The sequence below is a fragment of the Caballeronia sp. ATUFL_M2_KS44 genome, from assembly GCF_023630965.1.
GTDB lineage: Bacteria > Pseudomonadota > Gammaproteobacteria > Burkholderiales > Burkholderiaceae > Caballeronia > Caballeronia concitans.
This window is the reverse complement of record NZ_JALQEA010000067.1, coordinates 248857-272421: the sequence shown is the minus strand read 5'-3', so window position 1 is coordinate 272421 and position 23565 is coordinate 248857. Positions and strand designations below refer to the sequence as shown.

General features: G+C 63.6%; 22 protein-coding genes. 10 read left to right on the top strand and 12 right to left on the bottom strand.

The genetic code is table 11. The features are described from left to right. The first annotated feature begins 47 nt into the window (after positions 1 to 47). On the top strand, positions 48 to 1367 hold the full coding sequence (locus tag NCR39_RS28875; protein WP_250456208.1) for an MFS transporter: 1320 nt from the start codon (positions 48 to 50) through the stop codon (positions 1365 to 1367). Between the two features lie 87 nt (positions 1368 to 1454). Here NCR39_RS28875 and NCR39_RS28870 read toward each other — a convergent pair whose 3' ends face one another. Further along, positions 1455 to 2063, bottom strand: a complete 609-nt coding sequence (locus NCR39_RS28870) for a TetR/AcrR family transcriptional regulator (protein WP_250456207.1) — start codon at positions 2061 to 2063, stop codon at positions 1455 to 1457. A gap of 12 nt (positions 2064 to 2075) precedes the next feature. After that, the gene (locus NCR39_RS28865; RefSeq protein WP_250456206.1) at positions 2076 to 2780 is read right to left on the bottom strand and encodes a glutathione S-transferase family protein; all 705 of its coding nucleotides are present in this window, start codon (positions 2778 to 2780) and stop codon (positions 2076 to 2078) included. Between the two features lie 482 nt (positions 2781 to 3262). On the opposite strand from NCR39_RS28865, the gene NCR39_RS28860 reads away from it, so the two are divergent. From NCR39_RS28860 to NCR39_RS28820, 9 genes are all read left to right on the top strand, one after another. Further along, entirely contained in the window at positions 3263 to 4390 is a 1128-nt protein-coding gene (locus NCR39_RS28860; RefSeq protein WP_250456205.1) for a sugar ABC transporter substrate-binding protein, read from the top strand. 37 nt (positions 4391 to 4427) lie between these two features. Next, positions 4428 to 5990 carry a sugar ABC transporter ATP-binding protein gene (locus NCR39_RS28855; protein ID WP_250456204.1) on the top strand — a complete coding sequence of 521 codons (1563 nt, stop codon included), beginning with the start codon at positions 4428 to 4430 and terminating at the stop codon, positions 5988 to 5990. Continuing rightward, entirely contained in the window at positions 5987 to 6967 is a 981-nt protein-coding gene (locus tag NCR39_RS28850) for an ABC transporter permease (RefSeq protein ID WP_250456203.1), read from the top strand. The genes NCR39_RS28855 and NCR39_RS28850 overlap by 4 nt, the downstream gene beginning before the upstream one ends. Beyond that, positions 6964 to 7950, top strand: a complete 987-nt coding sequence (locus NCR39_RS28845; protein ID WP_250456202.1) for an ABC transporter permease — start codon at positions 6964 to 6966, stop codon at positions 7948 to 7950. Before NCR39_RS28850 ends, NCR39_RS28845 begins: the two co-directional genes overlap by 4 nt. Before the next feature lie 326 nt (positions 7951 to 8276). Then, positions 8277 to 8993 carry a YfdX family protein gene (locus NCR39_RS28840; RefSeq protein WP_250456201.1) on the top strand — a complete coding sequence of 239 codons (717 nt, stop codon included), beginning with the start codon at positions 8277 to 8279 and terminating at the stop codon, positions 8991 to 8993. 78 nt (positions 8994 to 9071) lie between these two features. Beyond that, positions 9072 to 9689 carry a ubiquinol-cytochrome c reductase iron-sulfur subunit gene (petA, locus tag NCR39_RS28835; RefSeq protein ID WP_250456200.1) on the top strand — a complete coding sequence of 206 codons (618 nt, stop codon included), beginning with the start codon at positions 9072 to 9074 and terminating at the stop codon, positions 9687 to 9689. Between the two features lie 371 nt (positions 9690 to 10060). Further along, complete coding sequence (locus NCR39_RS28830) at positions 10061 to 10801, top strand: ATP-binding cassette domain-containing protein (protein WP_250456199.1); 741 nt, start codon at positions 10061 to 10063, stop codon at positions 10799 to 10801. Between the two features lie 25 nt (positions 10802 to 10826). After that, positions 10827 to 11852: an ABC transporter permease gene (locus tag NCR39_RS28825; protein ID WP_250456198.1), complete on the top strand. Its 1026-nt coding sequence runs from the start codon at positions 10827 to 10829 to the stop codon at positions 11850 to 11852. A gap of 187 nt (positions 11853 to 12039) precedes the next feature. Next, positions 12040 to 13032, top strand: a complete 993-nt coding sequence (locus tag NCR39_RS28820) for a sugar-binding protein (RefSeq protein ID WP_250456197.1) — start codon at positions 12040 to 12042, stop codon at positions 13030 to 13032. Positions 13033 to 13150: 118 nt separating this feature from the next. Here the strand turns inward: NCR39_RS28820 and NCR39_RS28815 are convergent, their stop codons facing one another. The 10 genes from NCR39_RS28815 to NCR39_RS28770 all read right to left on the bottom strand — a co-directional run bounded on the left by NCR39_RS28815 (position 13151) and on the right by NCR39_RS28770 (position 23548). Then, positions 13151 to 14779 carry an FGGY-family carbohydrate kinase gene (locus tag NCR39_RS28815; protein ID WP_250456196.1) on the bottom strand — a complete coding sequence of 543 codons (1629 nt, stop codon included), beginning with the start codon at positions 14777 to 14779 and terminating at the stop codon, positions 13151 to 13153. A gap of 69 nt (positions 14780 to 14848) precedes the next feature. Further along, a complete protein-coding gene (locus tag NCR39_RS28810; RefSeq protein ID WP_250456195.1) occupies positions 14849 to 15577 on the bottom strand; it encodes an SDR family oxidoreductase in 729 nt (242 codons plus the stop codon). A gap of 24 nt (positions 15578 to 15601) precedes the next feature. Then, positions 15602 to 16885, bottom strand: coding sequence for a sugar ABC transporter permease (locus tag NCR39_RS28805; protein ID WP_250456194.1), 1284 nt, complete (start codon positions 16883 to 16885; stop codon positions 15602 to 15604). A 14-nt stretch (positions 16886 to 16899) separates the two neighbouring features. Next, positions 16900 to 17703 carry an ATP-binding cassette domain-containing protein gene (locus NCR39_RS28800; RefSeq protein WP_250456193.1) on the bottom strand — a complete coding sequence of 268 codons (804 nt, stop codon included), beginning with the start codon at positions 17701 to 17703 and terminating at the stop codon, positions 16900 to 16902. Positions 17704 to 17772: 69 nt separating this feature from the next. Then, entirely contained in the window at positions 17773 to 18828 is a 1056-nt protein-coding gene (locus NCR39_RS28795) for an ABC transporter substrate-binding protein (protein ID WP_250456192.1), read from the bottom strand. Between the two features lie 16 nt (positions 18829 to 18844). Next, positions 18845 to 19828 (bottom strand): AraC family transcriptional regulator, encoded by a 984-nt coding sequence (locus tag NCR39_RS28790; RefSeq protein ID WP_250456191.1) that lies wholly within the window; start codon positions 19826 to 19828, stop codon positions 18845 to 18847. A 250-nt stretch (positions 19829 to 20078) separates the two neighbouring features. Beyond that, the gene (gene derI, locus NCR39_RS28785) at positions 20079 to 20531 is read right to left on the bottom strand and encodes a D-erythrulose-4-phosphate isomerase (RefSeq protein ID WP_250456190.1); all 453 of its coding nucleotides are present in this window, start codon (positions 20529 to 20531) and stop codon (positions 20079 to 20081) included. A 44-nt stretch (positions 20532 to 20575) separates the two neighbouring features. After that, positions 20576 to 21337: a triose-phosphate isomerase gene (locus NCR39_RS28780; protein ID WP_284507407.1), complete on the bottom strand. Its 762-nt coding sequence runs from the start codon at positions 21335 to 21337 to the stop codon at positions 20576 to 20578. 77 nt (positions 21338 to 21414) lie between these two features. Continuing rightward, entirely contained in the window at positions 21415 to 22371 is a 957-nt protein-coding gene (locus NCR39_RS28775) for a D-ribose ABC transporter substrate-binding protein (protein ID WP_250456188.1), read from the bottom strand. Between the two features lie 76 nt (positions 22372 to 22447). After that, positions 22448 to 23548 (bottom strand): ABC transporter permease, encoded by a 1101-nt coding sequence (locus NCR39_RS28770; protein ID WP_250456187.1) that lies wholly within the window; start codon positions 23546 to 23548, stop codon positions 22448 to 22450. Between the last annotated feature and the right edge of the window lie 17 nt (positions 23549 to 23565).

Here is a 23565-nt window from a genome sequence, read left to right as displayed (position 1 = left end):
CCGGCGGCGCGCGAAGCGCCGTAACGGCCCCTGCCATTGGTGGAGACATGATCCCGCAATCGATGCGCGTACCGCGCACTCACGTTCAGAAGTATGTGCTCGCGCTGCTGTGCGCGATGTCGTTCATCCTGTATCTCGACCGCGTCAATCTCGCGGCGGCCGCCGGGCCGATCAAGGCCGAACTCGGGCTTTCGAACACCACGCTCGGGGTCGCGTTCTCGGCGTTCGGCTACACCTATGCGATCTTCCAGATCATCGGCGGCTGGCTCGCCGACCGCATGGGCGCGCGCCGTACCCTGTTCGTGTGCGGCTCCATCTGGGTGGTCGCGACTATCGCGACCGGCATGGTCGGCGGGCTCGCGTCGTTGTGCGCGGCGCGGTTGCTGCTCGGTATCGGCGAAGGCGCGGCGCTGCCCGCGCAGGCCCGAGCCATTGCCAACTGGTTCCAGATGAAGGACCGCGGCTTCGTGCAGGGCATCACGCATTCGTCGTCGAGGCTCGGCAACGCGGTCGCGCCGACGCTCGTCGCGCTGCTCGCGACGCTGTATTCCTGGCGGCTGTCGTTCGTGATCGTCGGCGTCCTGACGGCGGTATGGATCGTCGCGTGGGTCTGGTACTACCGCGACGATCCACGCGAACACCCGCGCATCAACGAAGCGGAGATCGCGCTGCTGCCGGCGGCGGGCGCATCGCAAGCGAAGGCGGCGACGCCGTGGCGGCGCATCCTGAACCGCATGTCGCCTTCGATCTTCGTGTACTTCTGCCAGGTGTGGAGCAACACGCTCTTCTTCAGTTGGGTGCCGTTGTTCTTTCTGCACGGCTATGGACTCAACCTGAAGGAATCGGCGATCTTCTCGTCGGGTGTCTTCCTCGCCGGCGTGGTCGGCGACGTTACCGGCGGCCTGCTCAGCGATCGCGTCTTGAAGCGCACCGGGAGTCTCAAGCTGGCGCGTCAGGGCGTGATCGCGTTCAGTCTTCTCGGCGCATTCGCGTTCATGGTTCCGGTAATGCTAAGCCGTGACCTCACGGTCGCCACGACCTGCTTGTCGGGCGCCTTCTTCATGCTCGAATTGACGGTCGGGCCCATATGGGCCGTGCCGATGGACGTGGCGCCACTTCATGCCGGCACCGCGAGCGGCATGCTCAACACCGGCGCGGCACTCGCGACGATCATTTCGCCGGTGGTATTCGGCGTCGTGATCGACGCGACGGGCAACTGGAGCCTGCCGTTCGTCGGGTCGCTGCTGTTCCTGCTGATCGGAGCGTTGATGACCCTCAAGATTCGCCCTGACCGGTCCATCGACGAGTATCGCGTCACGAACGATGTTCACGCGAATGCGCCTGCCGCAGCGGAGCGCAGTCTGTAGGCGCTTCGATATTCCGTGTCGGTCCCGACCTTTCACGCCGTGTTCTTTGCGAGAAAGCGCCCCACGCCGACACGGTCGCGCTGCTAATCAGGACTTTCGGCGCGCGCGAGGCTTCGCGCCGATGAGCGCGAGCACCGGCCTCGCCGCGCCTTCGAGCAGCTCGCGCTTCGGATTGACGCGCGCGAGCACGCGCAGTCCAAGCAGCGAGGCGAGCAGCGCCTTGGCCGTGTCGGATGTGTTCAGTTCCGGCGGAATGGAGCCGTCCGCCTGACCGGCTGCCACGCAACGCGAGAAGAACCCTTCCATGTCCTTCAGCACGCCATTCAAGGCGCGATGAAAATGCGTGTCGTGCGGTGCGAGTTCTATCGCCGAATTCACGATAAGGCATCCCTTGCGATGCGGATCGCTCGCGGAAAGCCGGATGATCTCGTCGAAGAACGCGGCGATCGCCTCGCGCGGCGGCATGTGATGTTCGAGACGCCGCACCCGCTCGCGAAAGCCGCGCTCCACGTACGCTTCGAGCGCGCGTTCATAGAGCGCGCGCTTGTCGCCGAACGTGTTGTAGAGACTCGCCGCCGCCAAACCCATGGTCGCGGCGAGATCGCGCACGGAAGTCGCCTCGTAACCATGCGACCAGAACTGCGCGATGGCCGCATCGAGCACGGCCTCCTCGTCGAACTCACGCGGACGCGGCATGCGACTCCCTTCTCAAGCCGTCTTCGGGTAGTTCGAGGGGAACAGCGCGCGCCTGGTTTCGTCGTCGTTCACCGTCTTGAAGGCGTGCTTCTTGTTCACGCTGCGCGCGCGTTCGACAGCGGGCCGCGCGTCGATCTTCGCGAACCAGCGTTTGAGTTCGGGATACGGCGCAAGCGGATCTTCACTGGACTTGAACACGCGCGATGCCCGATCGATCCAGCCCCACGCCGACATGTCCGCGATCGTATAGCTTTCGCCGACGATGAATTCGCGGCCCTTCAGCCAGTCATTGAGCACTTGATAATGACGGTCCGCTTCTCGCCGATAGCGGTTCACTGCGTAGTCGAGCCCTTCCGGCGCCGCATACTGGAAATGCACCGCCTGCCCCGAGAACGGCCCGAGACCGCTCGCGACGAACATGAGCCACGAAAGAAGCTGCGGACGATCTTCCGGCGCACCGAGAAACTGGCCGGTCTTGTCCGCGAGGTAAAGCAGAATCGCGGTGGAGTCGAACACGAAAGCCGGCTTGCCGCCCGGCCCTTCAGTATCGACGATAGCGGGCACCTTGCCATTCGGGTTGATTGCGCGGAACGCGGGCGAATGCTGCTCGCCCTTGCTGGTGTCCACGGGCTTCAGTTCGTAAGGCAGTCCGGATTCCTCGAGAAACAGCGCGATCTTCGCGGGATTCGGCGTGGGGTGAAAATAGAATTCGATCATGCGGGTCGTCTCCGTGCCGTGGCCAGTGTCGCATCATTTTAGAACGATCGATCCAGAACGTGCAATCGCCTTCGAAGGCGCCGGCATTGATGCATGCCCGCCATCGCACGCGTATTGCGCCCACGGCTTCGCGCGTGGTGTACAACGATCGACCGCGCATCGCCCAATTGGTATGCCGATTCCTGTGCAACGCAGCATGATCGACCAGGGTTTCAGCCCGCGCGCGGCAAGCATCGGGCACGCTGGTAAACCACTATCGCGCGTGGGTGGGTATGCCAGTAGTGTCAGACGCGAACGCGCACGCGCGTACCCTTCCTGTCGCCTCGCGCGGGCACCTTTGCAAAGGTTGTTCTGCTAGTCCGATCCAGTTCCGCTATAGCAAGTCCGCAAGATTTCGTGCTTCCCGCATATCGTGCCGCCCATCCACGACGTGCCATGTGCGCCAGCAGCCGGTGAGTTCTATCCAACAAAAAGGAGACGCCATGCTTGCAGGAATCAAGGTGCTTCGAGTAGTGGTGACTGCGGCGCTGGCGCTGGGCGCGAGTGCGGCCTTCGCGCAGGCGTCGATCGTTTCGGGCCCGGCCAGCGATCCCACATGCATGGTCCCCTGGAAGAGCGACACCAAGTTCATCAAGTATCCGAAGAAAAACGCGCCCTACCGGATCGCACTCGTGAACGGCTATATCGCGAACACCTGGCGGATCCAGATGATCAAGACCGCCAAGGCCTACACCGCGCAACCGGCAGTCGCCGCCAAGCTGAAGGAATTCAAGGTCGTCTCGACGGGCGAGGACGTGCCGGCGCAGATCTCGGCCGTCAATAACTTCATCGATGCGGGCTATGACGCGATCATCGTGGATGCGCAGAATCCCTCCTCGTTCGGCCCGGCGATCCGTCGCGCGAAGAAGGCCGGCGTCGTGCTGATCGCGTTCGACAACACGCTCGACAGCGAAGACGCGATCAACGTCGACGTCGACCAGTATGGGCTCGGCGTGCTGTGGGCCAAGTGGCTCGCGGAACACGTGCCGAACGGCGGCAAGGTGCTCGAGGTTCGCGGCGTGGCAGGCACGTCGGTCGACACGGACCGGCACAACGGCTTCCAGAAGACGCTGGACCAGACAGGCAAGAAGTGGAACATCGTCCAGGTCTACGGCAAATGGGACGACGGCGTCGCGCAGAAGGCCGCCGCCGATGCCATCGCGGTGCAGGGCCATTTCGACGGCATCTCGGCGCAGGGCGGCGACACGGGCGTCGTGCGCGCGATGCTCGACGCGAAGCATCCTTTCGTCCCGTTCGGCGGCGAGACGGAAAACGGCTTCCGCAAATTCTGCGAGCAGTACGGGAGTCAGGGCCTGAAGTGCACGTCGGCGGGAAGCGGTCCCGCGCAGGTGGCCGTCGCGATCAAGACAGCGCTCGCCGCGCTCGACGGCCAGACCGTTCCGGTGGCGATCAAGCTGCCGCTCGACATCACGGACGATTCGAAGCTGAAAGCCGGCGTCAACTACTTCCCGAACGAGTCCGATAACTTCTTCGTCGGCAACTCGTTTCCGACTTGCGGCATCAACTTCTCGGCGCAGGAAATCATGACGCAGACCCAGGGCAACCAGTAACCGGATCGTGGCCGGCGACATGACGGGAGACCCAAGCATGCGGCGGGACGCAGAGCGGCCGTTCTTTCAGATGTCCGGGGTATCGAAAAGCTATGGCGGCGCCGTCGCGCTGGATCACGCGGAACTCGCGGTGCGCCGGGGACGCATTCACGCGGTCCTCGGCGAGAACGGCGCGGGCAAGTCCACGCTCCTGAAGGTGATGTCCGGCGTCGTGCAGCCGGACCAGGGCACGATGCATCTCGATGGCCGCGAGGTCTCGTTCGCGTCGCCGGCCGTGGCGAACGCGGCCGGCATCGTCTGCGTGTATCAGGAACTGTCGCTGATCCCCGACCTGAGCGTGGCGGACAACATCTTCGCTTCGAACCCGCCGCGCCGCTTCGGCATGATCGACCGCCGGACGCAGCGCCGGCAGGCCGAGGCCGCCCTCGCCCGCGCGGGCGCACCCGACATCGATCCGCTCGCGAAAGTCCGCGACCTGCCGCTGTCGCGCCAGCAAATGGTCGAGCTTGCAAAGGGGCTTGCGCACGAACCGCGCATCCTGATTCTCGACGAGGCCACGTCGGCGCTGACCGCAGCCGACGTGGCGCGCGTCATCGAAGTGCTCAAGCGCCTGCGCGACGAAGGGCTCGCGCTGCTCTTCATCTCGCACCGGATGCACGAGGTGAAAGCGCTCGCGGACGAATGCACCGTCTACCGCAACGGCCGTCATGTGATGAGCTTCGAGGCGGGCACGCGCTCGGACAACGAGGTCGTCGAGATGATGATCGGGCGGAAGTATCAGCACGTTTTCCCCGACAAACCCGCGAACGGCCCCGAGACCGGCGCCGCCGCGAAACCCGTGCTCGCCTGCCGCGATCTCGCGTGGAACGACACGCTTCGGGGCGTCAGCTTTTCGTTGAGGCGCGGCGAAATCCTCGGGCTGGGCGGCCTCGACGGACAAGGCCAGCGCGAACTGCTGCTCGCGTTGTTCGGCGTGCTGCGCGGTTGCGCGGGTCAGATCGAGATCGACGGCAAGGCGGTGTCCGTTACGAGTCCCAGGTCGGCGCGCGCCGACCGGATCGGCATGGCGCTGATTCCGGAGGATCGCAAGACCGAAGGGCTGATGCTGCCGATGTCGCTGCGCGAGAACCTGTCGTTTGCCGCGCTCGACCGCATGTCCACGGCAGGCGTGATCGATCGGGGCCGCCAGCAGTCGTTCGTCGACCGGATGATGAGCCTGCTCGCGATCAAGTCGTTCAGTCTCGATGCGGCCGTGGACTCGCTTTCGGGCGGCAATCAGCAGAAGGTGGTCATCGCGAAATGGCTGATCCGGCAGCCGAGAATCCTGCTCCTCTGCGACCCGACGCGCGGCATCGACGTCGGCACCAAGCAGGAGATCTATCAGTTGCTCAGGCGCCTCGCCGACGAAGGCGCCGCCATCGTCTTCTATTCGACCGACTACGACGAGCTGATCGGCTGCTGCGATCGTGTGCTCGTGCTCTACGAAGGCAGGATCAAGAAGGAACTCGCGGGGCCTGCCATCACCGAGCAAAGCCTGATTGCCAGCGCGCTGGACCTGCCGGTCGGTCAAAGTCCGGCTACAAGAGGAGTCGCGCCATGAGCGGCTTGCGTTACTGGTATGCGGAGAATCGCGGGTCGGCGTTCGCCTTCGGCCTGTTCGTGCTGATGTTCGCGATCTACCTCGTCAACTATCCGTCGAGCTTGTCGGCGAACGTGTTTCAGACGGCGGCGAACAAGGCGGTGTTGCTCGCGCTGGTGTCGATGGGACAGACGCTCGTCGTGCTGACCGCGGGGATCGACCTCTCGATCGGCATGATGCTCGTGCTCACGAACTGCATTGCATCGTGGATCGTCACGGGCGACGCGCTGCACAGCGCGCTCGGCATCGCCGGCGTGCTCGCGGCGGGCGCGCTGTGCGGCGCGCTCAACGGCGTCATCATCATCTTCGGCCGCCTTCAGCCGATCGTCACGACCATCGCCACGGGGGCCGTCTACTACGGACTCGCGCTGCTGCTGCGCCCGGTTCCCGGCGGATCGATCAACGAAGATCTCGCCGACGCACTGACCGGCAAGGTCGCGGGCGTCGTGCCGGCGAGCCTGCTGATTCTGCTCGCGGCGGTGGTGATCGTCTGGGTTCCTTTCAAGCGTTCGGCGGTCGGGCGCGCGGCCTATGCGACCGGCTCCTCCGAGCCTGCGGCCTTCCTGTCCGGCATGCCGATCCGCCGCGCGAAACTGGTGAGCTACACGCTCGCCGGCGTGCTCGCCGCGATCGGCGGACTCTTTCTGACGTTCTTCACGGACACCGGCGAAGCCAGCCTCGGCAGCGCCAATTCGTACACGTTGTTTTCGATTGCCGCCGTGGTGATCGGCGGCGTGTCGCTGCTCGGCGGCCGGGGCAGCGCGATCGGCGCGGTCTTCGGCGCATTCGCGTTCCGCTCCATCGGCGACCTGCTGTTCGTGTTCAACGTCGATGCACTATGGCAGCCGCTCTTTCAAGGCATCATCCTTTTGCTCGCCGTTTCTATCGGCGCGTGCGGGCTGTTCAGGGTGCGCAACCGGCTGGAGTGGTTCCAATGAGCGACGTTCCCGCAAACGGCCGCACGACGCTCGTGTCGAGGCTCGCGCGCAGAATCGACAAGCCGATCGTGATCGCGTTCGGGTGCATCGTCGCGCTGCTGCTTGTCGGCGGCATGTTTTCGCGCAACTTCACGTCGCCGGAGTACATCCTGCTGCAACTGAAGGTCGGCGCGTTCCTCGGCATCATCGCGACCGGCCTGATGATGGTGATCCTGCTCGGCCATATCGACTTGTCGCTGCCGTGGACGATCACCGTCGGCGCGATGATGGCGTGCGCCGTCGCGGGCCACGGCGAACTCGGACGCGTGCTCGCGATTCCCGCCGGAATCGGTTGCGGCGTGCTGATCGGCATCGTCAACGGCGTGCTCGTGGCGCTGCTGCGCATTCCGTCGATGATCGCGACGCTCGCGACCAATGCCGTCGCGCAGGGCATCATGATCGTGTACACGGGGGGATCGTCGCCGCAGGATTCCGCGCCGGACGTCATGCGATGGCTCGCGGCGGGATGGCTCGTGCCGGGCGTGCCGAATGCGGTCGCATTGTGGGTCGTCATCGGCGCCGCGACGATGTTCCTGCTCTCGCGCACGACCTTCGGCCGGACGCTTTACGCCATCGGCAACACGGAACGCGCGGCCTATCTTTCGGGCATCAACACGCGGATGGTGACCGTGGCCGCATTCGCCGTGTGCAGTGCGTTCGCGGCCTTCGGCGGCGTGCTGCTGGCGGGTTATGCATCGAAGGCCGCGCAGTCGATGGGCGATGCGTACCTGTTGCCGGCCATCGCGGCGGTCGTGCTCGGCGGCACGTCGATTTTGGGCGGCCGGGGATCGTACCTCGGGACCGTGGCCGGCGCGATCCTCATCACGCTTTTGCAGTCGATCCTGTCGGTCGCGCAAATGCCGGAAGCGGGGCGTCAGATCATCTATGGCGTCGTGATCGCGGCGATGCTGCTGCTGTACGGACGCAGCAAGCGGCAGGCGTAGGTCGTCAACCAGGCGACGGGACATCGCACATATAGGATGCCTAAACATATCGGGGATGATCGGAAACAGGCCAGCGTCGCCGTGAAATAAAAGCCCGAGCGTGCCGATCACAATACTTCAATCGCTGGCTGAAGGGCCCTCTTCCTGACGCCACACTCATGCAGTTCGCCGACCTTAAGCGTGCTTTAAGCACCGCAGACTAGTTTGAATCATGGGCAGTTCGAGTGACTTCACGGCCGATAAACCGCCGTTGATGCCGCCACGTCCATCCGACGACGAGCCGCGAACTTAATGCCCTGCGCGAACTTCTCGATAGGGAGAAAGCCATGAGAAAGAGTCAGCTTACCGCGTCCACCTTGGTTGTGATCGCCGCCGCTTGTTGCGCAGGCGCCGTGCAAGCAGCCGAGTCACCCCGAACCGTCGCCTCGGATATGGGGAAAGTCTCCGGAAAGGGAAACGAGGCATTTCAACAAATCGAACTCGCGCGTCTCGCGATCTTCAACGGTCAAGGGGCTCGAGCGGCCAAGCTCGTGAGCGCCGCCCAGAAATCGCTGCAGGAAGCGCAGGCGGACAACACTGCATTCACCAAAGCCGAGAAAGACCTGAAACTCCCGCCGACGGCTCATCCCGCTTCGCCGGGTGAGTCGGATGTCGCCAAGGCGTCGAAGGCGCTCGTGTGGCTTCCGGTCGGCGCTGACGTAACCGTCACCGATAACCTCGTTCAGTCAGCCGATAAAAGCAAAGCCGTGGCGTCAGCGAATGAGCTTATCAAGCACGGTCAACGCGACAAGGCGCTTAATGCATTGAAGGTCGCGAATATCAACGTCGCCTATACCATGGAGCTTGTGCCACTCAAACTGGTGATGGCAGACGTCGATGACGCGGCAAGGCTGATGAACCAACACAAGTACTACGAGGCAAATGGCGCACTGCGGCAGGCGCTGGCGAGCGTCCGGTATGACTGGGTCGATCTGAACGCAATCCCGCAGTCGACAGTTGCTGCAACCTCCGGCCACCCCGCTTCATCGACGAGCGCGAAATGAACCCGTTCAGCAAGAAGACGTCTCTCGAAAGCGGTCCGGAGAGTCGGTTCGCTCTAGCCGATACGAAAGGGGGCTGCCGTGCAAAGCGTTAGCGACTTTTGTGACGACACGGCCCGGCGAAAGCTGCTCGTCGCGACAACCAGCGCGGGCGCGCTCGCCGGCGCCGCGACGCTTGTTCCGTTCGTCGGCTCACTCGCCCCGTCCGAGAAAGCGCGCGCATTGGGCGCGCCCGTGGAGGCAGACATCAGCACGCTACAGCCCGGCACGATGACGACTGTCGCATGGCGCGGCATGCCGGTCTTTCTTGTCAATCGAACTCAATCGATGATGGCAAGCGTCGTCAGGGCGAACTCCATGGTCGCGGATCCATCGAGCGAACATTCCTTTTCAATGCGCATGCCCGCTTACTGCTCGGCGCAATACCGGTCGCGAGCGAGTCATCCGAATCTGCTCGTGGTGGTCGGCGTGTGTACGCATCTCGGTTGCACGCCGACGCCCCGCTTTATTCCGGGCGCGCAGCCAAACTTGCCGGACGATTGGCCCGGCGGATTCTTGTGCCCTTGTCATGGCTCGACCTACGATCTCGCCGGCCGCGTCTTCAAGGACAAACCGGCCCCGAGAAACCTCGACGTTCCGCGCTTCGAGTTCATATCGTCGACCGTTGTCATTGGAAGAGACGAGAAAGGAGAAGCCTGACGCGCTTCGAGCGCCGGAAGGCCGGCTGCTTTCGACCAGCGGTTCACGCCGACGCCAGTGCTTGCTGCAGTGCAGATGGATCAGGCAGCGGGCGGCATCGTCTGCATACACCCGCAGCGTGCTCGTCAATATCTCACGCTCTACAAATCGAAAGCTTAGTTCGGCTCTCACCGGGTTCGAATCGTCCTTGCCGATAAGGACATTGAAGTACCGATCGAGGCCGTGCACTCACCGATGTTCGCAGCCCCTCGGGAAAGCGCTGATTGAGAGTGCCTTGCTAAAAGCGTGGCTTTGCTCTAAAAAAGTTGAAGAGCAAATCTAACTGTCGCCCTCGCAAATCAAGGACGACCCCACGGAGAGCACGACAGTCTATGAGTCTTCTCGAGCTCAAGGAGATCTCGAAGCACTTCGGTGCAATCCAGGCCCTCAGTGACGTGACGCTCAGCCTCGAGCCGGGCGAAGTGGTCGGTCTCATGGGCGACAACGGGGCAGGAAAGTCGACTCTGGTGAAAGTCATCGCAGGCAATTTCCCGCCATCGCACGGCGAGATTCGTATCGACGGCAAACCCGTGCATTTTAGTAAGCCTGTCGATGCGCGCGCGAAAGGAATCGAGGTCGTCTACCAGGATCTCGCGCTCTGCGACAACCTCACGGCAGCCGCGAACGTGTTTCTCGGCCGCGAGCCGCGGATCGGCTTCGGGCCCATTCGCATTCTCGATCACGCCAGCATGTACCGGCGCGCCAGCGAACTCTTCCGCGAACTGAAATCCGAAACGCGTCCGCGTGATCTCGTCAGGCAGATGTCGGGCGGTCAGCGGCAGGCGGTGGCGATCGCGCGCACGCGTCTGTCCGAAGCGCGGCTCGTCATCATGGATGAGCCGACCGCTGCGATCAGCGTGCGCCAGGTGGCCGAAGTGCTCGGTCTCATTCACCGGCTGTCCGAACATGGCATCGCGGTCATCCTGATCAGTCACCGCATGCCGGACGTGTTCACCGTCGCGCATCGCGTCGTCGTGATGCGGCGCGGCCGAAAGGTCTCCGACAAGACGACGGCAACGACCTCGCCGGAGGAAGTGACCGGCCTCATTACCGGAGCCATCGCCACCGCCTGATGTCCCACCGCCTGGAGACCCGAACTTGAAGGACGCCCCACAGAGGCCGAATCCGATGCCGGTCGTGCTCGATGACCCGCAGTCGGCGAAGACCCACACGCGCTGGACCGGCATGCTCGCAAGCCAGGTCTTCTGGGTGGTGCTCGCGACGATCGTCGCCTGCATCGTGTTGTCGCTGGCGACTTCGACGTTCGCGACTTCGCAAAACCTGTTCAACGTCACCCGCAACTTTGCGTTCGTGGCCATCGTCGCGCTCGGGATGATGGCGGTGATCGTCACGGGCGGCATCGACATCTCGGTCGGCTCGACCATCGGCCTCAGCGGCGTGGTGCTTTCGGTCGTGATGAACGCCGGCTATTCGATCTGGGCCGGAATCGGCATGGGGCTGCTGACCGCCGGTCTCGTCGGCGCGATAAACGGCGTCCTGATCGCGTATCTCGGCATGCAGCCCTTCGTCGTGACGCTCGGCATGCTGAGCGTCGGACGCAGTCTCGCGCTCGTCGTTTCCGGCAGCCGCACCATCTTCGATTTCGGTCCCGACGGCAGCAAGCTCCTTGCGCTGGGCGGCGGCGCGACGCTCGGCGTCGCCAATCCGGTCTGGTTTCTCGTCGTGCTCGCGCTGCTGTTCTGGTTCGCCTTCAGCCTGACGCGTTGGGGCCGCTACGTGTTCGCGGTCGGCGGCAATCGCCATGCGGCGAATCTCACCGGCGTGCCGGTGCGCCGCGTGATCTGCTCGGTGTACGTGCTGGGCGGCTTGATGGCAGGCGTCGCCGCGATACTCGAAGTCGGCTGGCTCGGCGCGGTGACGACCGGTCTCGGCACCGGCGACGAACTGCGCGTGATCGCCGCCACGGTGATCGGCGGAACCAGTCTGATGGGCGGCATCGGCAGCACGCTGGGCACCGTCGTTGGCGCGGCGCTGATCGAAGTGATTCGCAACAGTCTGATCCTGCTCGGCGTCGACTCGTTCTGGCAGGGAACGGTGGTCGGCTCGTTCATCATCATCGCCGTGCTCTTCAACCGGCTCGGCGGCGATCGCCCGACAGGTTGACGGACTGCGTGGCACCGGTTGCATGGTCGTCAGTGCGAAGGGGCGGTCGGACGGTATGCGGCGCTCATGGCATCGCGAGGATCCGCGGGGAATGTCGAGACGCGCATGGCTTTTTCTTGCGCTCACGAAGACAGTCGTGCGGGGAAGACATCGGCGCCGTCGGACCGGCGTCCAACAGGAGACGAAGATGAAAAAGGCATTGATGTGTCTTGCTGCTATCGGAAGCCTTGCGATGCTGGCCTCGCCCACGTTCGCGGCGGACAAGACGCTGGCTCTGGTCGTGAAGGGGCTCGACAACCCCTACTTCGACCTCATGCATCAAGGCTGCGACCGGGCGAACAAGGAACTCAGCAAGCAGGGATACACCTGCTACTACACGGGTCCGGCGACGGCCGCCGACGAAAGCGCCGAAGTGCAGATCATCGATGACCTGCTGACGAAAGGCGTGTCCGCGATAGCCATATCGCCTTCGAACGCACCCGCCATCGCGGAAGTGATCCGCCGGCGCAACACGAAGATCCCGATCATCACCGCCGACGCGGACCTGCTGCCGAAAGACCAGTCGCTGCGCAAGAGCTATGTCGGCACGGATAACTACGAACTCGGCGTGAAGCTCGGCGAGCAATTGAAGTTGCTGATGCCGAAGGGCGGCAACGTCTGCCTCGTGATGGGCAATCCCGCAGCGGAGAACATCAACCAGCGGGCGCAGGGCACGCGCGACGCGCTCGCCGGCAAGAAAGGCGTCTCGAAGCTCGCAGGCGAAAACGGCTGGCGCGAGATCAGCGCCTGCCCGCTGTATGTGAACGACGATGCCGCCAAGGCGAATCAGATGATGCAGGACACGCTCACGGCGAACGCCACCGGTCTCGATGCATTCGTGCTGGAAGGCGGCTGGCCGCTGTTCGCGCCGCAAGCGTATTCGCAGGTCGTCGCGCCGATCATGGACAAGATTCAGAGCGGCAAGTTCGTGATCGTCTCGGCCGATACGCTCGGGCCGGAACTGCAGGCGCTGAAGGACCACAAGGTCAACGCGCTTGTCGGCCAGCGTCCGGAGGAAATGGGCTATCAGGCGGCGATGGTCATGCGTGATCTCGCGCAAGGCAAGACGGTGAAGCCGATTGTCCACACCGGGCTCGACACCTGCACCTGGAAGAACGCCGACACCTGCCTCAAACACTGACTCCGGGCGTGCGCGATTGGACGTGCGAGGCGCCTGGCCGAGCCGTCCAATCCAGCGCATGCGGCGCGGTGCTATCGAGCGACGCCAACACGCGACGTTCCGCGCTCCGCGCTGCCGCCTAGCGAATCTCCCTGGCGACCGCCTGCAAGCGCGTGAACGCGCTGAATCGCGCATCATGCAACGCGCGTACATCGCGATGGGGCTCATAGACTTTGCTGACCTGAGACATGACGCCCATCGCGGTCTGCACATCGCTGAACTGCCCGCCCGCCACGGCACCGAGAATCGCCGCGCCGAGCAGAACGGGTTCCTCCGCGCGCGTGGCCAGCAGCGGCTTGCCGACCGCATCGGCGAGCAACTGACGCACAAGCTCATGGCGCCCCGCTCCGCCGCTGATCATCACGCGTTCGATTGCCGCGCCCGCCGACGCCTGCGTCTCGACTATCTGGCGCAAGCCGTATCCGATACTGCAGATGCCCGCGATATACAGCGATACGAGACTGTCGAGGTCGGTTTCCATGCCGAGGCCTGCGATCACGGCTCGCGCGTGGGGATCGGCGAACGGTGCCCGGTTGCCCAGAAATTCGGGGACGACATGCACGCCTTGCGCCAGTTTCACGACGTCGGACAAGGTGTCCGACGCCTGCGTCGCGAGATTGGCGAGCATCGCGGGCAGCGACTGTCCCGCTTCCTCGGAACGGCTTCGCGCCTCGGCGGTTGCCGGATGCAGCGTGAGCAGCCTTTCGATGGCCGCGCCCGCAACGGACTGGCCGCCTTCATTGAGCCAGGCGTTCGGGACCATCGCCGAAAAATACGGTCCCCAGACGCCGGGCACGAACACCGGTTCGCGCGTCGTCGTCATCGTGCAGGACGACGTGCCGAACACATAAGCGAGACAGGCTTCCGGCTCGCCTTCCGCGCCCACCGTGCCGATGCCGCCTGCGTGCGCATCGATCACGCCCGCGGCGACGGGCGTCCCGGCGCGCAAGCCGAGCTGCGCCGCTGCGTCTTCCGTCAGGCCGGATCCCAGCGGCGTGCCGGGTTCCACCACGTTTTGCCCGATGCGGGCAAAATCTTCGTCCGCGAGCACGCCCAGTCCGACGCTGCGAAAGTAAGTGCCGTCCCAGCGGCGCTCATGTGCCAGATAGGTCCACTTGCATGTGACCGTGCAAGTGGATCGCGAGAGGTCGCCCGTCGAACGCCACGTCAGGAAGTCGGTGAGATCGAAGAACTGCCATGCATCGTCGAATACGGCGGGACGATGCTCGCGAAGCCACAGCAGCTTCGGCGTTTCCATCTCCGGCGATATCTTGCCGCCCACATACTTCAGGACATCGTGGCCGGCGGCGTTGATGCGTTCCGCCTGCTCGATGGCGCGGTGATCCATCCAGACGATGATGTCGCGCTCCGCTTCCTCCGACGGTCCCACCGGCAGCGGCTTGCCGCCGTCACCGAGCACGACCAGCGAGCAGGTGGCATCGAATCCGATCCCGACGATCCGTTCCGGCGGCACGTCCGCCTGCGTCACCGCATCCTTGACCGCGTGACAGACCGCGTTCCAGATTTCCGTGCTCGATTGTTCGACGATGGACCCGCTCTCCCGATACAGCGTGATGTCGTGCTTCGCCGTCCCCAGCATGCGGCCGTCGAGGTCGAAGACTCCCGCGCGCGCGCTGCCGGTGCCGACGTCCACGCCGACGACAAACCGCGCGTTCGTTGCGTCCTGGGTCATGTAATCAGAAGTCATGGCTCCCTGCCTGGCTAAGCGTTGGATCGATGTCGAGGGACATGCGCGCCCCTCGCATGCCTGTTCGTTTCAGAGATCGACCGCGTTCGGAAGGATCACGAGGTCGCGAATGGTCACGTTGCGCGGGCGCGTCAGCATGAAAAGCACGCAATCGGCCACTTCCTTCGGCTGCATCAGGCTGCCGGACGCGAGCGCCTCTTCCATCTTCGCCTTGGGCCAGTCGTCCAGCAACGCGGTCACGACCGGTCCCGGCAATACCGAGCCGACGCGCACGCCGTGCTTCGAGAGCTGACGCCGCGTCGTGTGCACGAAGGCCTGCACCGCGAACTTCGAAGCGGTGTAGATCGGCTCCCAGACCACCGGCACCATGCCCGCGATGGAACTCGTGAAAATGATGTCGCCGGACTGCTGTTTCACCATGTGAGGGAGAACGGCGTGCACCGAACGGAACGCGGCATTGATGTTCAGGTTCAGCATGCGGTCCCATGCGTCGGGATCGCCTTCGGTCACGTCGCCGCCCACGTACGCGCCGGCATTCGCGTGGAAGATATCGAGGCCGCCGGCGGCATCGAGAATGCGCGGCAGCAGGCCGGACACTTCCGCCGGATTCAGCAGGTCCGCAACGAGCGGAAATGCCTCGGGCCCCAGCTCCGCGCACAGCGTGTCGAGCCGCTCTTTGGCGCGGTCGATCAGCACGACCTTCGCGCCATGCGCAATGAGTTCGCGCGCGCATGCCAGGCCGATACCCGACGCAGCGCCTGTGATGGCCGCGACCTTTCCTTTGATCGTGTCAGTCATTCATCTATCTCCTGAATATCCGAATCATGCGCGACCATGCGAGACGCGCGACTGACGGGCAAGCGAATCGACGATGACGGCAATCGCCAGGACAGCGCCCGTAATCATGAAGCGCAGCGAGGACGAGAGATTCAGCAGCGTCAGTCCGCTCGCGATCGACTGGATCACGATGATGCCGAGCACCGCCGAATACGCGCTGCCGCGCCCGCCGAAGAGACTCGTTCCGCCGATCACCGCCGCTGCGATCGCATTGAGGTTGACATCGCCCGTGCCCGCCTGCTGACTGGCCGATGCGAGCCGCGCCGCCGACAGAACGCCGCCCAGCGCCGCGAGTCCCGAGCAGAGCACGAAGGCGCTCATATAAATGCCTTTGACGTTGATGCCCGCGCGCCTCGCCGCTTCCTTGTTGCCGCCGACCGCGTGCATCGAACGGCCCCATCGGGTGCGCCTGAGCATGTAATCCATCACCACCGCGAGCGCCAGGAACAACGCGAAGAGCAGCGGAATGCCGCGACTCTGATTCAGATACGCGACCACGACCTCCAGCAGCACCGTGATGACGACGCAGCGCGTGAGCAGACTGCTCATCGAGGGCGACGAAAGATTCGATGCCCGGCGGCGTTGTTGCGTGCGGATCCCGAGAACCAGCATGAGGACGCCCGGCACGAGCGCTATGACATACGAAACGACCGGCGGCAGCACGATCAACTGCCCGAGGTTCACCATCGCCGAACCATACGGCAGGTTGATGGAACCACTGGAGCCGAGCACGTACAGTTGCAGCCCGAGCAATGCGAGCAGGCCCGCCAGCGTGGCGACGAAGCTCGGCATCCCGAGGCGGTTGAGGAGCGACGCATACAGCGCGCCGACGACCGCGCCCACGACGATGGCCGCAGCGATCGCCAGTCCAACGGGCCATCCCTCATTCACCCAGAGCATGCCCACCAGCGCCGAAGCGAAACCGCTCATCGAGCCGACGGACAGGTCGATCTCACCGACCATCAGCACGCAGACGATGCCGAGCGAGATGACGCCGATGGTCGAGCAGTCGAAAAGAAGATTGACGAGATTGTTGGCGGATAGAAAGACGGGATTGAGGCTCGTGAACACGGTCCAGATAATGACCAGACCGACGACCACGGGCAATGAACCCAGGTCACCCGACTTCACCTGATCGACGAATGCGGAGATCGCGCCTCCGACGCCCGTCGCGTGCTTCACGCGCACGTCGCTGCGATCGAGCAATGTGGAAGCTTGTTCCGGCTTGTCCGGCTTTCCGTGCGGAGCACCCTGAATCTGGTTACTCATGTCGTGTTCTCCCACTAGGCATTCGTTTGAGCCTGACGCCGGTCGGCGCGGCGCGAGACTGCGTTCTCGGTTGCGCCGGTGATCGCGGCGACGAGCTCCTGATTCGACGAGTCGGGATAGAAGACGCCGTTGTTCTTGCCGAGCCGCAGCACGACGATCCGGTCCGCCACGGCACGCACGTCTTCCATGTTATGGCTGATGATGATCACCGCGTGCCCGCGATCGCGCACGCGTTCGATGAGGTTCAGCACTTCCGCGGTCTGCGCCACGCCGAGCGCGGCAGTCGGCTCGTCCAGCATGATCAGTTTCGGATCGAGCAGCAGCGAACGTGCGATGGCGACGGTCTGCCGCTGCCCGCCGGACAGCGACGCCACGACATCGCGCACATCGGGAATGCGCGCCGACAGTTCATTCAAAAGGGTCCATGCCCGCATCTCCATCGAAACTTCGTCCAGGCGCATGGGACTCATTTCTCGCCCGAGGAAGATGTTCGCGACCACATCGAGGTTCTCGCACAGCGCCAGATCCTGGAACACCGTGGCAATGCCGAGGTCGAGCGCCGCCGACGGGTTCGCCAGCGTGACTTCCTTGCCGTCGAACGTGATCGTGCCCGAACTCGGCTGATGCACGCCCGCCAGCACCTTGATGAGCGTCGACTTGCCCGCGCCGTTGTCGCCAACCAGCGCGACGACTTCTCCCGCGTGTACGTCGAGTTCGATGTCCGTCAGGGCCGAGACCGCTCCGAAGTGCTTGGATATGTTGCGCAAACTGAGCACCAGCTTTCCCGGGGCGGGCCGCTTCGTGGAGTTGTCAGTCATGGACCGTACCTCTGCTTGATTGAATAGAAAACGCCGCGAGGCGCCGGTTTCGTCCGGCGTCGCGCCGGTTCAGTTCGTGATGCCGAGCTTCTTGCAGCCTTCCGCGTAACGGTCGGTACACAAGGTCTTCGCGCTCGCGAAACCCTTGTCGACCACTTCCGCCTTGAGGTTTTTCGCCGTGATGACGGTCGGCGTGAACAGTTGCGTCGGCGTGTTGAAGAGCGTCGTTTCGCCCTTCGCGGCCTGTCCCGACAGGAACCCGACGGCGACCTTGGCCGCGGCCGCCGCAACGGTTTCGCTCGGTTTCAGGATGGTGTTGTACTCGTCGCCGGCGATGATCAGTTGCAGACCGGCGATGGTCGCATCGTTGCCCGTCACCGGCGGCACCGGATTCACGCCGGCTGCCTTGAAGGCCGCGACCGTTCCGCCGGCCGTGCCGTCGTTTGCGGCCACGACGCCGACGATCTGCGACTGGAAGCGGGTGATCTGTCCGCTGACCCATTGCTGAGCCTTCGGCGGCGCCCATTCGGGGGTGTCGTACTCGGCGAGCGTCTTGTAGCCGCTGGAGGCGAGACCGGAATGGATGCCTTTCTTGATCAGCCCTGCTGCTGCGTCGGTGGGAGAGCCGTTGACTTCGAGAAGACCGCCCTTGTTGGTCGGCACGCCGGTGTCTTTCAAGTGCTGCACGAGCGACTGCGCGATCATGCGGCCGATGCCTTCGTTGTCGAACGAAACATAGTAGTCAGCTGGCGTCGACGGAACCGGCCGGTCGTATGCAATCACCTTCACGCCCTGGCTTTGCGCCATATGAACCAGCGACGCCGCCGCGGTCGAATCCACGGGGTCGAGCACGATCACCTTCGCGCCCTGGGCGATGACGGAGTTGAACTGCTGCTGCTGAGTCGAAACGTCCGCATTCGCGTTCTGATAGAGCACCTTGCAGTCGGGACACAGCTTGGACATCGTTGCCTTGAAGCCCGGAAAATCGTGCTGTTCGTAGCGCGTGGACGCCTGATCCGGCATCAGGAACGCGACCGTGCCCGAAGGCGCCGCCATTGCCGATCCGCTTAGCATACCTAACGTGATCGCGCTGATGCCGCCAACGAGTGTCGAAAGCTTTTTCATTCGGTGTCTCCTTTATTTATTGGGTGACGGCACTCGCCGCCGAGTAGGATGGCGCGGAACCGCGCGCCTCGTCTGCGCTTGCCGCATTGAGTTGCTGATACCCGCGCCATCTGGAAGGCGACATGCCTTTGATCAACAGAAACTGACGGTTGAAGTTGGACAGGTTATTGAATCCGACCTGATAGCAGATATCGCTGATACTCAGTTCCCCGGACATCAGCAACTGGCACGCGAGATTGACGCGCAGCCGGTTCACGTACTGCACGAAAGGCACGCCGGTATGGCGGCGAAAGTATCGCGAGAATGCGCTCACGCTTTGACCCGCAAGGCCTGCCAGGTCGGCTTCGCGAAGTTCCTGCGCGAGGTTCTTGCCGATGTACGTCAGCACGTGATTGATGCGCGTCTCAGCGTAGCGCGCCGGATCGGCCCGATATGCGGCGCTTGCCAACCTGACCGGCTCCCTGCTCTGAAGAAGGAGCGCGAAGAGCGATACGAAGAGCGCGATCCGCCGCATTCCCTGCGCGTGCAGCATCTCACGCATGATCGGCTCGGCGGCCGCGCCCGTGTCCTCGGTGAACACCAGGCCCCAGCCCGACGCATCGAGCAAGCCAGTGAGTTTTCTGAATTCGGGAAACGCATCGATTGCACGCACGACGAATTCGGAATCGAACTGAAGCACGAGGCAGCGTTCGCTCACCTGCTCGCCCCGCGACACGTTGCTTACCCAGTTGTGCGGCAGATTAGGCCCGGTCATGACGAGATTGCCGGGCGCGAAATCTCCGATGTAGTCGCCGACGAAGTACTTGCCCGTCGTGGCAGTGATGAGGTGAAGCTCGTACTCGGGATGAAAGTGCCAGCGCACCGTGCTGTAAGGATAGCCGTGCGACCACACCTTGAACGATTCGTCGCGCGGTACGGCGACCAGCTCCAGGTCGGGCTCGGCAACCCGCGGGCGACGGCGAGTGCTGCCTCCTGCGACATCGGCGCTGTCGTTCGTCAATTCTGTCTCCATGAGCCACCGTCTCTATCGACGATTGTTCGGTTTGTCACCGCTTCCATGGATTCAAGAATAGCCGTTGAGCGAAAATTTCACTACACGGGATAGGACGCGTTACTGATATTTTTTTGCATTCGGGAAAGCCCTATCGTCTTTCCCGGTCAAAAATCGTGCAGTGCAGCAGCCTTGCGCGGGGCTCGCCGCATTCGGACGAGAGGCGACGGCGGCCCCGTTCCAGACCCGATGAGCCGCGTCATCGATGGTACTTCGCATCCACCTGATTGATGGCCTGTACGTTGCCCGCGCTGCGTCCGTTTTCGTCGAACGTGTTCACGAGAAACGCATCCGCAATCGCCTTCGCCACTTCCGGGCCGATCACGCGCGATCCCATCGTGATGATCTGCGCGTTGTTCGAGAGCGCCGCGCGTTCGGCCGAATAGGTATCGTGGCAAAGCGCAGCCCGAATGCCCGGCACCTTGTTCGCCGAAATACTCACGCCGATGCCCGTTCCGCACACGAGAATCGCGCGGTCGTACTGGCCGCTGACCACGCCGGATGCCACGCGATCGGAGAGATCGGCGTAGAACTCGCCGGGATTCGATTCGTTGTTCGACACTTCGAAGACATCGAAGCGATCCTTGAGATACTCGGCCAGAACGCGGGCCAACCCGACGCCGGCACTGTCGCCGCCGATGGCAACCTTCATGATGAGCTCCTTGATAGCAGGGTTTTGCAAGTCAGCGCCGCGGTTCAGAGCACCGCTCCGGCGCGCTTCACGATGTCGAGATAGCCGGCCACGTTCCAGGCCGACCGGCCGATGAACAATCCGTCGATATTCGGGCAGGCGGCGAGTTCGGCGCAGTTGCCGGTATTGACGGAGCCGCCGTAGAGGCAAGGGATCCGGCGGCCGAGCATCTCCTGCGCGACCCGGACGATTTCCGCCTGACGCGCATCCGCGTAATCGGGGTCGGCGGGCGTTCCGCTTTCACCGATGGCCCATACCGGCTCGTACGCGAGCAGGATCGGCGCGGTCTTCTGTTCGGCATTCAGGCGCGCCAGCGCGCCGCGCACCTGCGTCGCGAGCACATCGGCCGCGCGGCCGCCATGCTTGTCGGCCAGCGTCTCGCCGATGCAGATCAACGGCGTCAGGCCATGACGCACGGCGGCTTCGACCTTGAGTCCGACAGCGTCATCGGTTTCACCGAAGTGCTCGCGTCGCTCGGAGTGACCGAGCTCGACCAGATCCATTCCGCAATCGACCAGCATCGCCGGGGAGATTTCGCCGGTCCAGGCGCCGCGCTCGGCCCAGTGCATGTTCTGCGCACCGACTTTCACATTGGTCTCGGCAAGGATCGACTTCACTTCGCGAATCGCGGTGAACGGCGGAATCACGAAGCACTGGATACGCGGGTCGTCATGGCTTTCGAGCAAGCCCTCGGCGAAAGCGATCGCTTCCGCCAGTGTCTTGTTCATCTTCCAGCTCGTGCCGACCCAGAACAGGGAATCAGACATGGATACGTAGTCGTTCAATAGGTCCGGATTCAGGCGCGCACGGCCGATGCCGCCGCCGTGCGCGCCGGGGCCGTCTGTCACTTCGAGAGGACGAACGGCGCGGTGTACTTCGAAACGTTCGCCTTCGTGATCAGCACGCAATCGAAGAGCTGCTTCTCGCCCGAGGCGCCCGTCTTGCCGGTCTTCAGGAACTGATCGGCTTCCTGAACGGCTTTCGCGGAGAACTCGGCGACCGGCTGAAGCACCGTGTATTGCAGCTCGCCGGCCTTGACTGCCTCGACTGCCGCGGGCGAACCGTCGAAGCCGCCGACCTTCACGTTCTTGAGCTTGCCGGCCTGCTTGAGCGCCGCGATCGCGCCGAGCGCCATTTCGTCGTTGCCGCTGATCACGCCGATCACGTCGGGATGCGCCTGCAGCAGGCTCTGGGTCGCGTTGAAGCCTTTCGTGCGATCCCAGTCCGCCACTTGCGAGCCGGCGAGCTTCAGGTCCGGATACTGGCTCAGCACCGACTTGTAGCCGTTCGAGCGCGTCGCCGCGTTGTTGTCGGACGGCGCGCCAAGCAGTTCCACGTAGTTGCCCTTGGCCCCGACGTCCTTGACCCATTGCTGCGCGCCGAGCGCCGCGCCCTGCGCGTTGTTCGACACGAGCTGCGCCTTGGCGAGCCCGGGCTGATTGATTTCCGCGTTGACGAGGAACACCGGAATGTTCGCGGCCACGGCCTTCTTCACGGCGCCGACCGAGCCGCTGGCGTTCGCCGGATCGAGAATGATCGCGACGGACTTGTTGGTGATGGCGGTGTCGATCTGCTGGCTTTCGGTGTTCGTATCGCCTTTCGATGCCGACACGTTCGCGGTATAGCCCAGCTTCTTCGCTTCGGCGGACGCGATGTTGCCTTCGGCCAGCCAGTACGGATTCGCCGGATCGTTCACAATGATGCTGATGAGGCCGCCTGCGGCGTGAGCCTGCCCGGCGAACAGGGGTGCAGCCAGAGCGGCAGCGGCGAGCATCAGAGTCTTTCTCTTCTTCATAGTCATGGCTTGTCTCTTTCTAAAAGTTGGTGTTGGCGCAGGACTTACTACGGATGTACTTCTCACTTGCCGGACGTAACGCTCAAGCTTTGCTGCCGCCTTGCGGAGAAGCCAGTTGGCCACCGGTCGGCGCGGGCCGCTTCGCCCGGCGGCGATATTGAATGGCGTTCAGCAGCACCGCGAGGACGATCACGGCGCCGGTGAACACGGTTTGCCAGTAAGACGAGATGCCGATGATCACGAGACCGTCGGACAAGAAGCCGATGACGAACGCGCCGAGCAGCGTGCCGCGGATATTGCCGGTGCCGCCCATCAGCGATGCGCCGCCGATCACCACGGCGGCAATGGCCGTGAGTTCGTAGGTCGTGCCGGCGGTCGGGCCGGCGGACGTGAGCTGTGAAGAAAGAATCAGCCCGGCGATGGCCGCGCACACGCCCGACAGCATGTACACGCTGACCAGCACGCGCTTGACCGGCACGCCGGAGAGTTCGGCGGCGCGATCGTTGCCGCCCGACGCATAGAGCCATCGTCCGAAGGCCGAGCGGTTCAGCGCGATGCTGCCGAGAATGGCGATGACCGCGAGAATCAGCACGCCGACGGGCACATGGAACAGCCGGTCGAAGCCGAGATAGTCGAAGCCCGTGTTGCCCAGATCGGCCGAGCCGCCGAGGTTGTTATAGGTCAGGCCGTTGGTCATCAGGAGCGCGAAGCCGCGCACCACGTACATCACGCCGAGCGTGGCGACGAACGCGGGCACCTTGAAGCGGGCGATCAGAATGCCGTTCACGAGGCCGATGAACGCGCCCAGCGCGCAGCACAGCACCACGACGACCCACACCGACGGATACAGCACGACGCCGAACATGTTCAGCGTGACGCCCTGCATGAAGAATCCCGCGACGACGCCGGACAGCCCGAGCGTGGAACCGACGGACAGATCGATGCCGCCGTTGATGATGACGAGCAGCATGCCGATCGCCAGAATGCCGTAGATAGCCACGTGAGAGGCCATCGTAAGGAAATTTTCCAGTGCGAAGTAGTTAGGCGAAAGAAACGAAAAGATCGCGATGATGGCGATCAGCGCGAAGAAAGCGCGCCCTTCGAGCAGCATCTTGCCGAGGTCGAATCCTTCTCCTGAAGAACCGGAGTGGGTCGATCCCGAAGTCTTGGCGGGGTTGTTCATGTCGAGTGTCTCCTGGC

What these genes read in the sequence shown, in the direction of transcription:
- NCR39_RS28795 (WP_250456192.1), bottom strand. Translation starts at nt 18,828, where the DNA reads ATGAAAAAGCTTTCGACACTCGTTGGCGGCATCAGCGCGATCACGTTA.
- NCR39_RS28805 (WP_250456194.1), bottom strand. Translation starts at nt 16,885, where the DNA reads ATGAGTAACCAGATTCAGGGTGCTCCGCACGGAAAGCCGGACAAGCCG.
- NCR39_RS28850 (WP_250456203.1), top strand. Translation starts at nt 5,987, where the DNA reads ATGAGCGGCTTGCGTTACTGGTATGCGGAGAATCGCGGGTCGGCGTTC.
- NCR39_RS28860 (WP_250456205.1), top strand. Translation starts at nt 3,263, where the DNA reads ATGCTTGCAGGAATCAAGGTGCTTCGAGTAGTGGTGACTGCGGCGCTG.
- NCR39_RS28865 (WP_250456206.1), bottom strand. Translation starts at nt 2,780, where the DNA reads ATGATCGAATTCTATTTTCACCCCACGCCGAATCCCGCGAAGATCGCG.
- NCR39_RS28855 (WP_250456204.1), top strand. Translation starts at nt 4,428, where the DNA reads ATGCGGCGGGACGCAGAGCGGCCGTTCTTTCAGATGTCCGGGGTATCG.
- NCR39_RS28810 (WP_250456195.1), bottom strand. Translation starts at nt 15,577, where the DNA reads ATGACTGACACGATCAAAGGAAAGGTCGCGGCCATCACAGGCGCTGCG.
- NCR39_RS28830 (WP_250456199.1), top strand. Translation starts at nt 10,061, where the DNA reads ATGAGTCTTCTCGAGCTCAAGGAGATCTCGAAGCACTTCGGTGCAATC.
- NCR39_RS28815 (WP_250456196.1), bottom strand. Translation starts at nt 14,779, where the DNA reads ATGACTTCTGATTACATGACCCAGGACGCAACGAACGCGCGGTTTGTC.
- NCR39_RS28770 (WP_250456187.1), bottom strand. Translation starts at nt 23,548, where the DNA reads ATGAACAACCCCGCCAAGACTTCGGGATCGACCCACTCCGGTTCTTCA.
- NCR39_RS28875 (WP_250456208.1), top strand. Translation starts at nt 48, where the DNA reads ATGATCCCGCAATCGATGCGCGTACCGCGCACTCACGTTCAGAAGTAT.
- NCR39_RS28820 (WP_250456197.1), top strand. Translation starts at nt 12,040, where the DNA reads ATGAAAAAGGCATTGATGTGTCTTGCTGCTATCGGAAGCCTTGCGATG.
- NCR39_RS28775 (WP_250456188.1), bottom strand. Translation starts at nt 22,371, where the DNA reads ATGACTATGAAGAAGAGAAAGACTCTGATGCTCGCCGCTGCCGCTCTG.
- derI (WP_250456190.1), bottom strand. Translation starts at nt 20,531, where the DNA reads ATGAAGGTTGCCATCGGCGGCGACAGTGCCGGCGTCGGGTTGGCCCGC.
- NCR39_RS28800 (WP_250456193.1), bottom strand. Translation starts at nt 17,703, where the DNA reads ATGACTGACAACTCCACGAAGCGGCCCGCCCCGGGAAAGCTGGTGCTC.
- NCR39_RS28845 (WP_250456202.1), top strand. Translation starts at nt 6,964, where the DNA reads ATGAGCGACGTTCCCGCAAACGGCCGCACGACGCTCGTGTCGAGGCTC.
- NCR39_RS28870 (WP_250456207.1), bottom strand. Translation starts at nt 2,063, where the DNA reads ATGCCGCGTCCGCGTGAGTTCGACGAGGAGGCCGTGCTCGATGCGGCC.
- NCR39_RS28840 (WP_250456201.1), top strand. Translation starts at nt 8,277, where the DNA reads ATGAGAAAGAGTCAGCTTACCGCGTCCACCTTGGTTGTGATCGCCGCC.
- NCR39_RS28780 (WP_284507407.1), bottom strand. Translation starts at nt 21,337, where the DNA reads ATGTCTGATTCCCTGTTCTGGGTCGGCACGAGCTGGAAGATGAACAAG.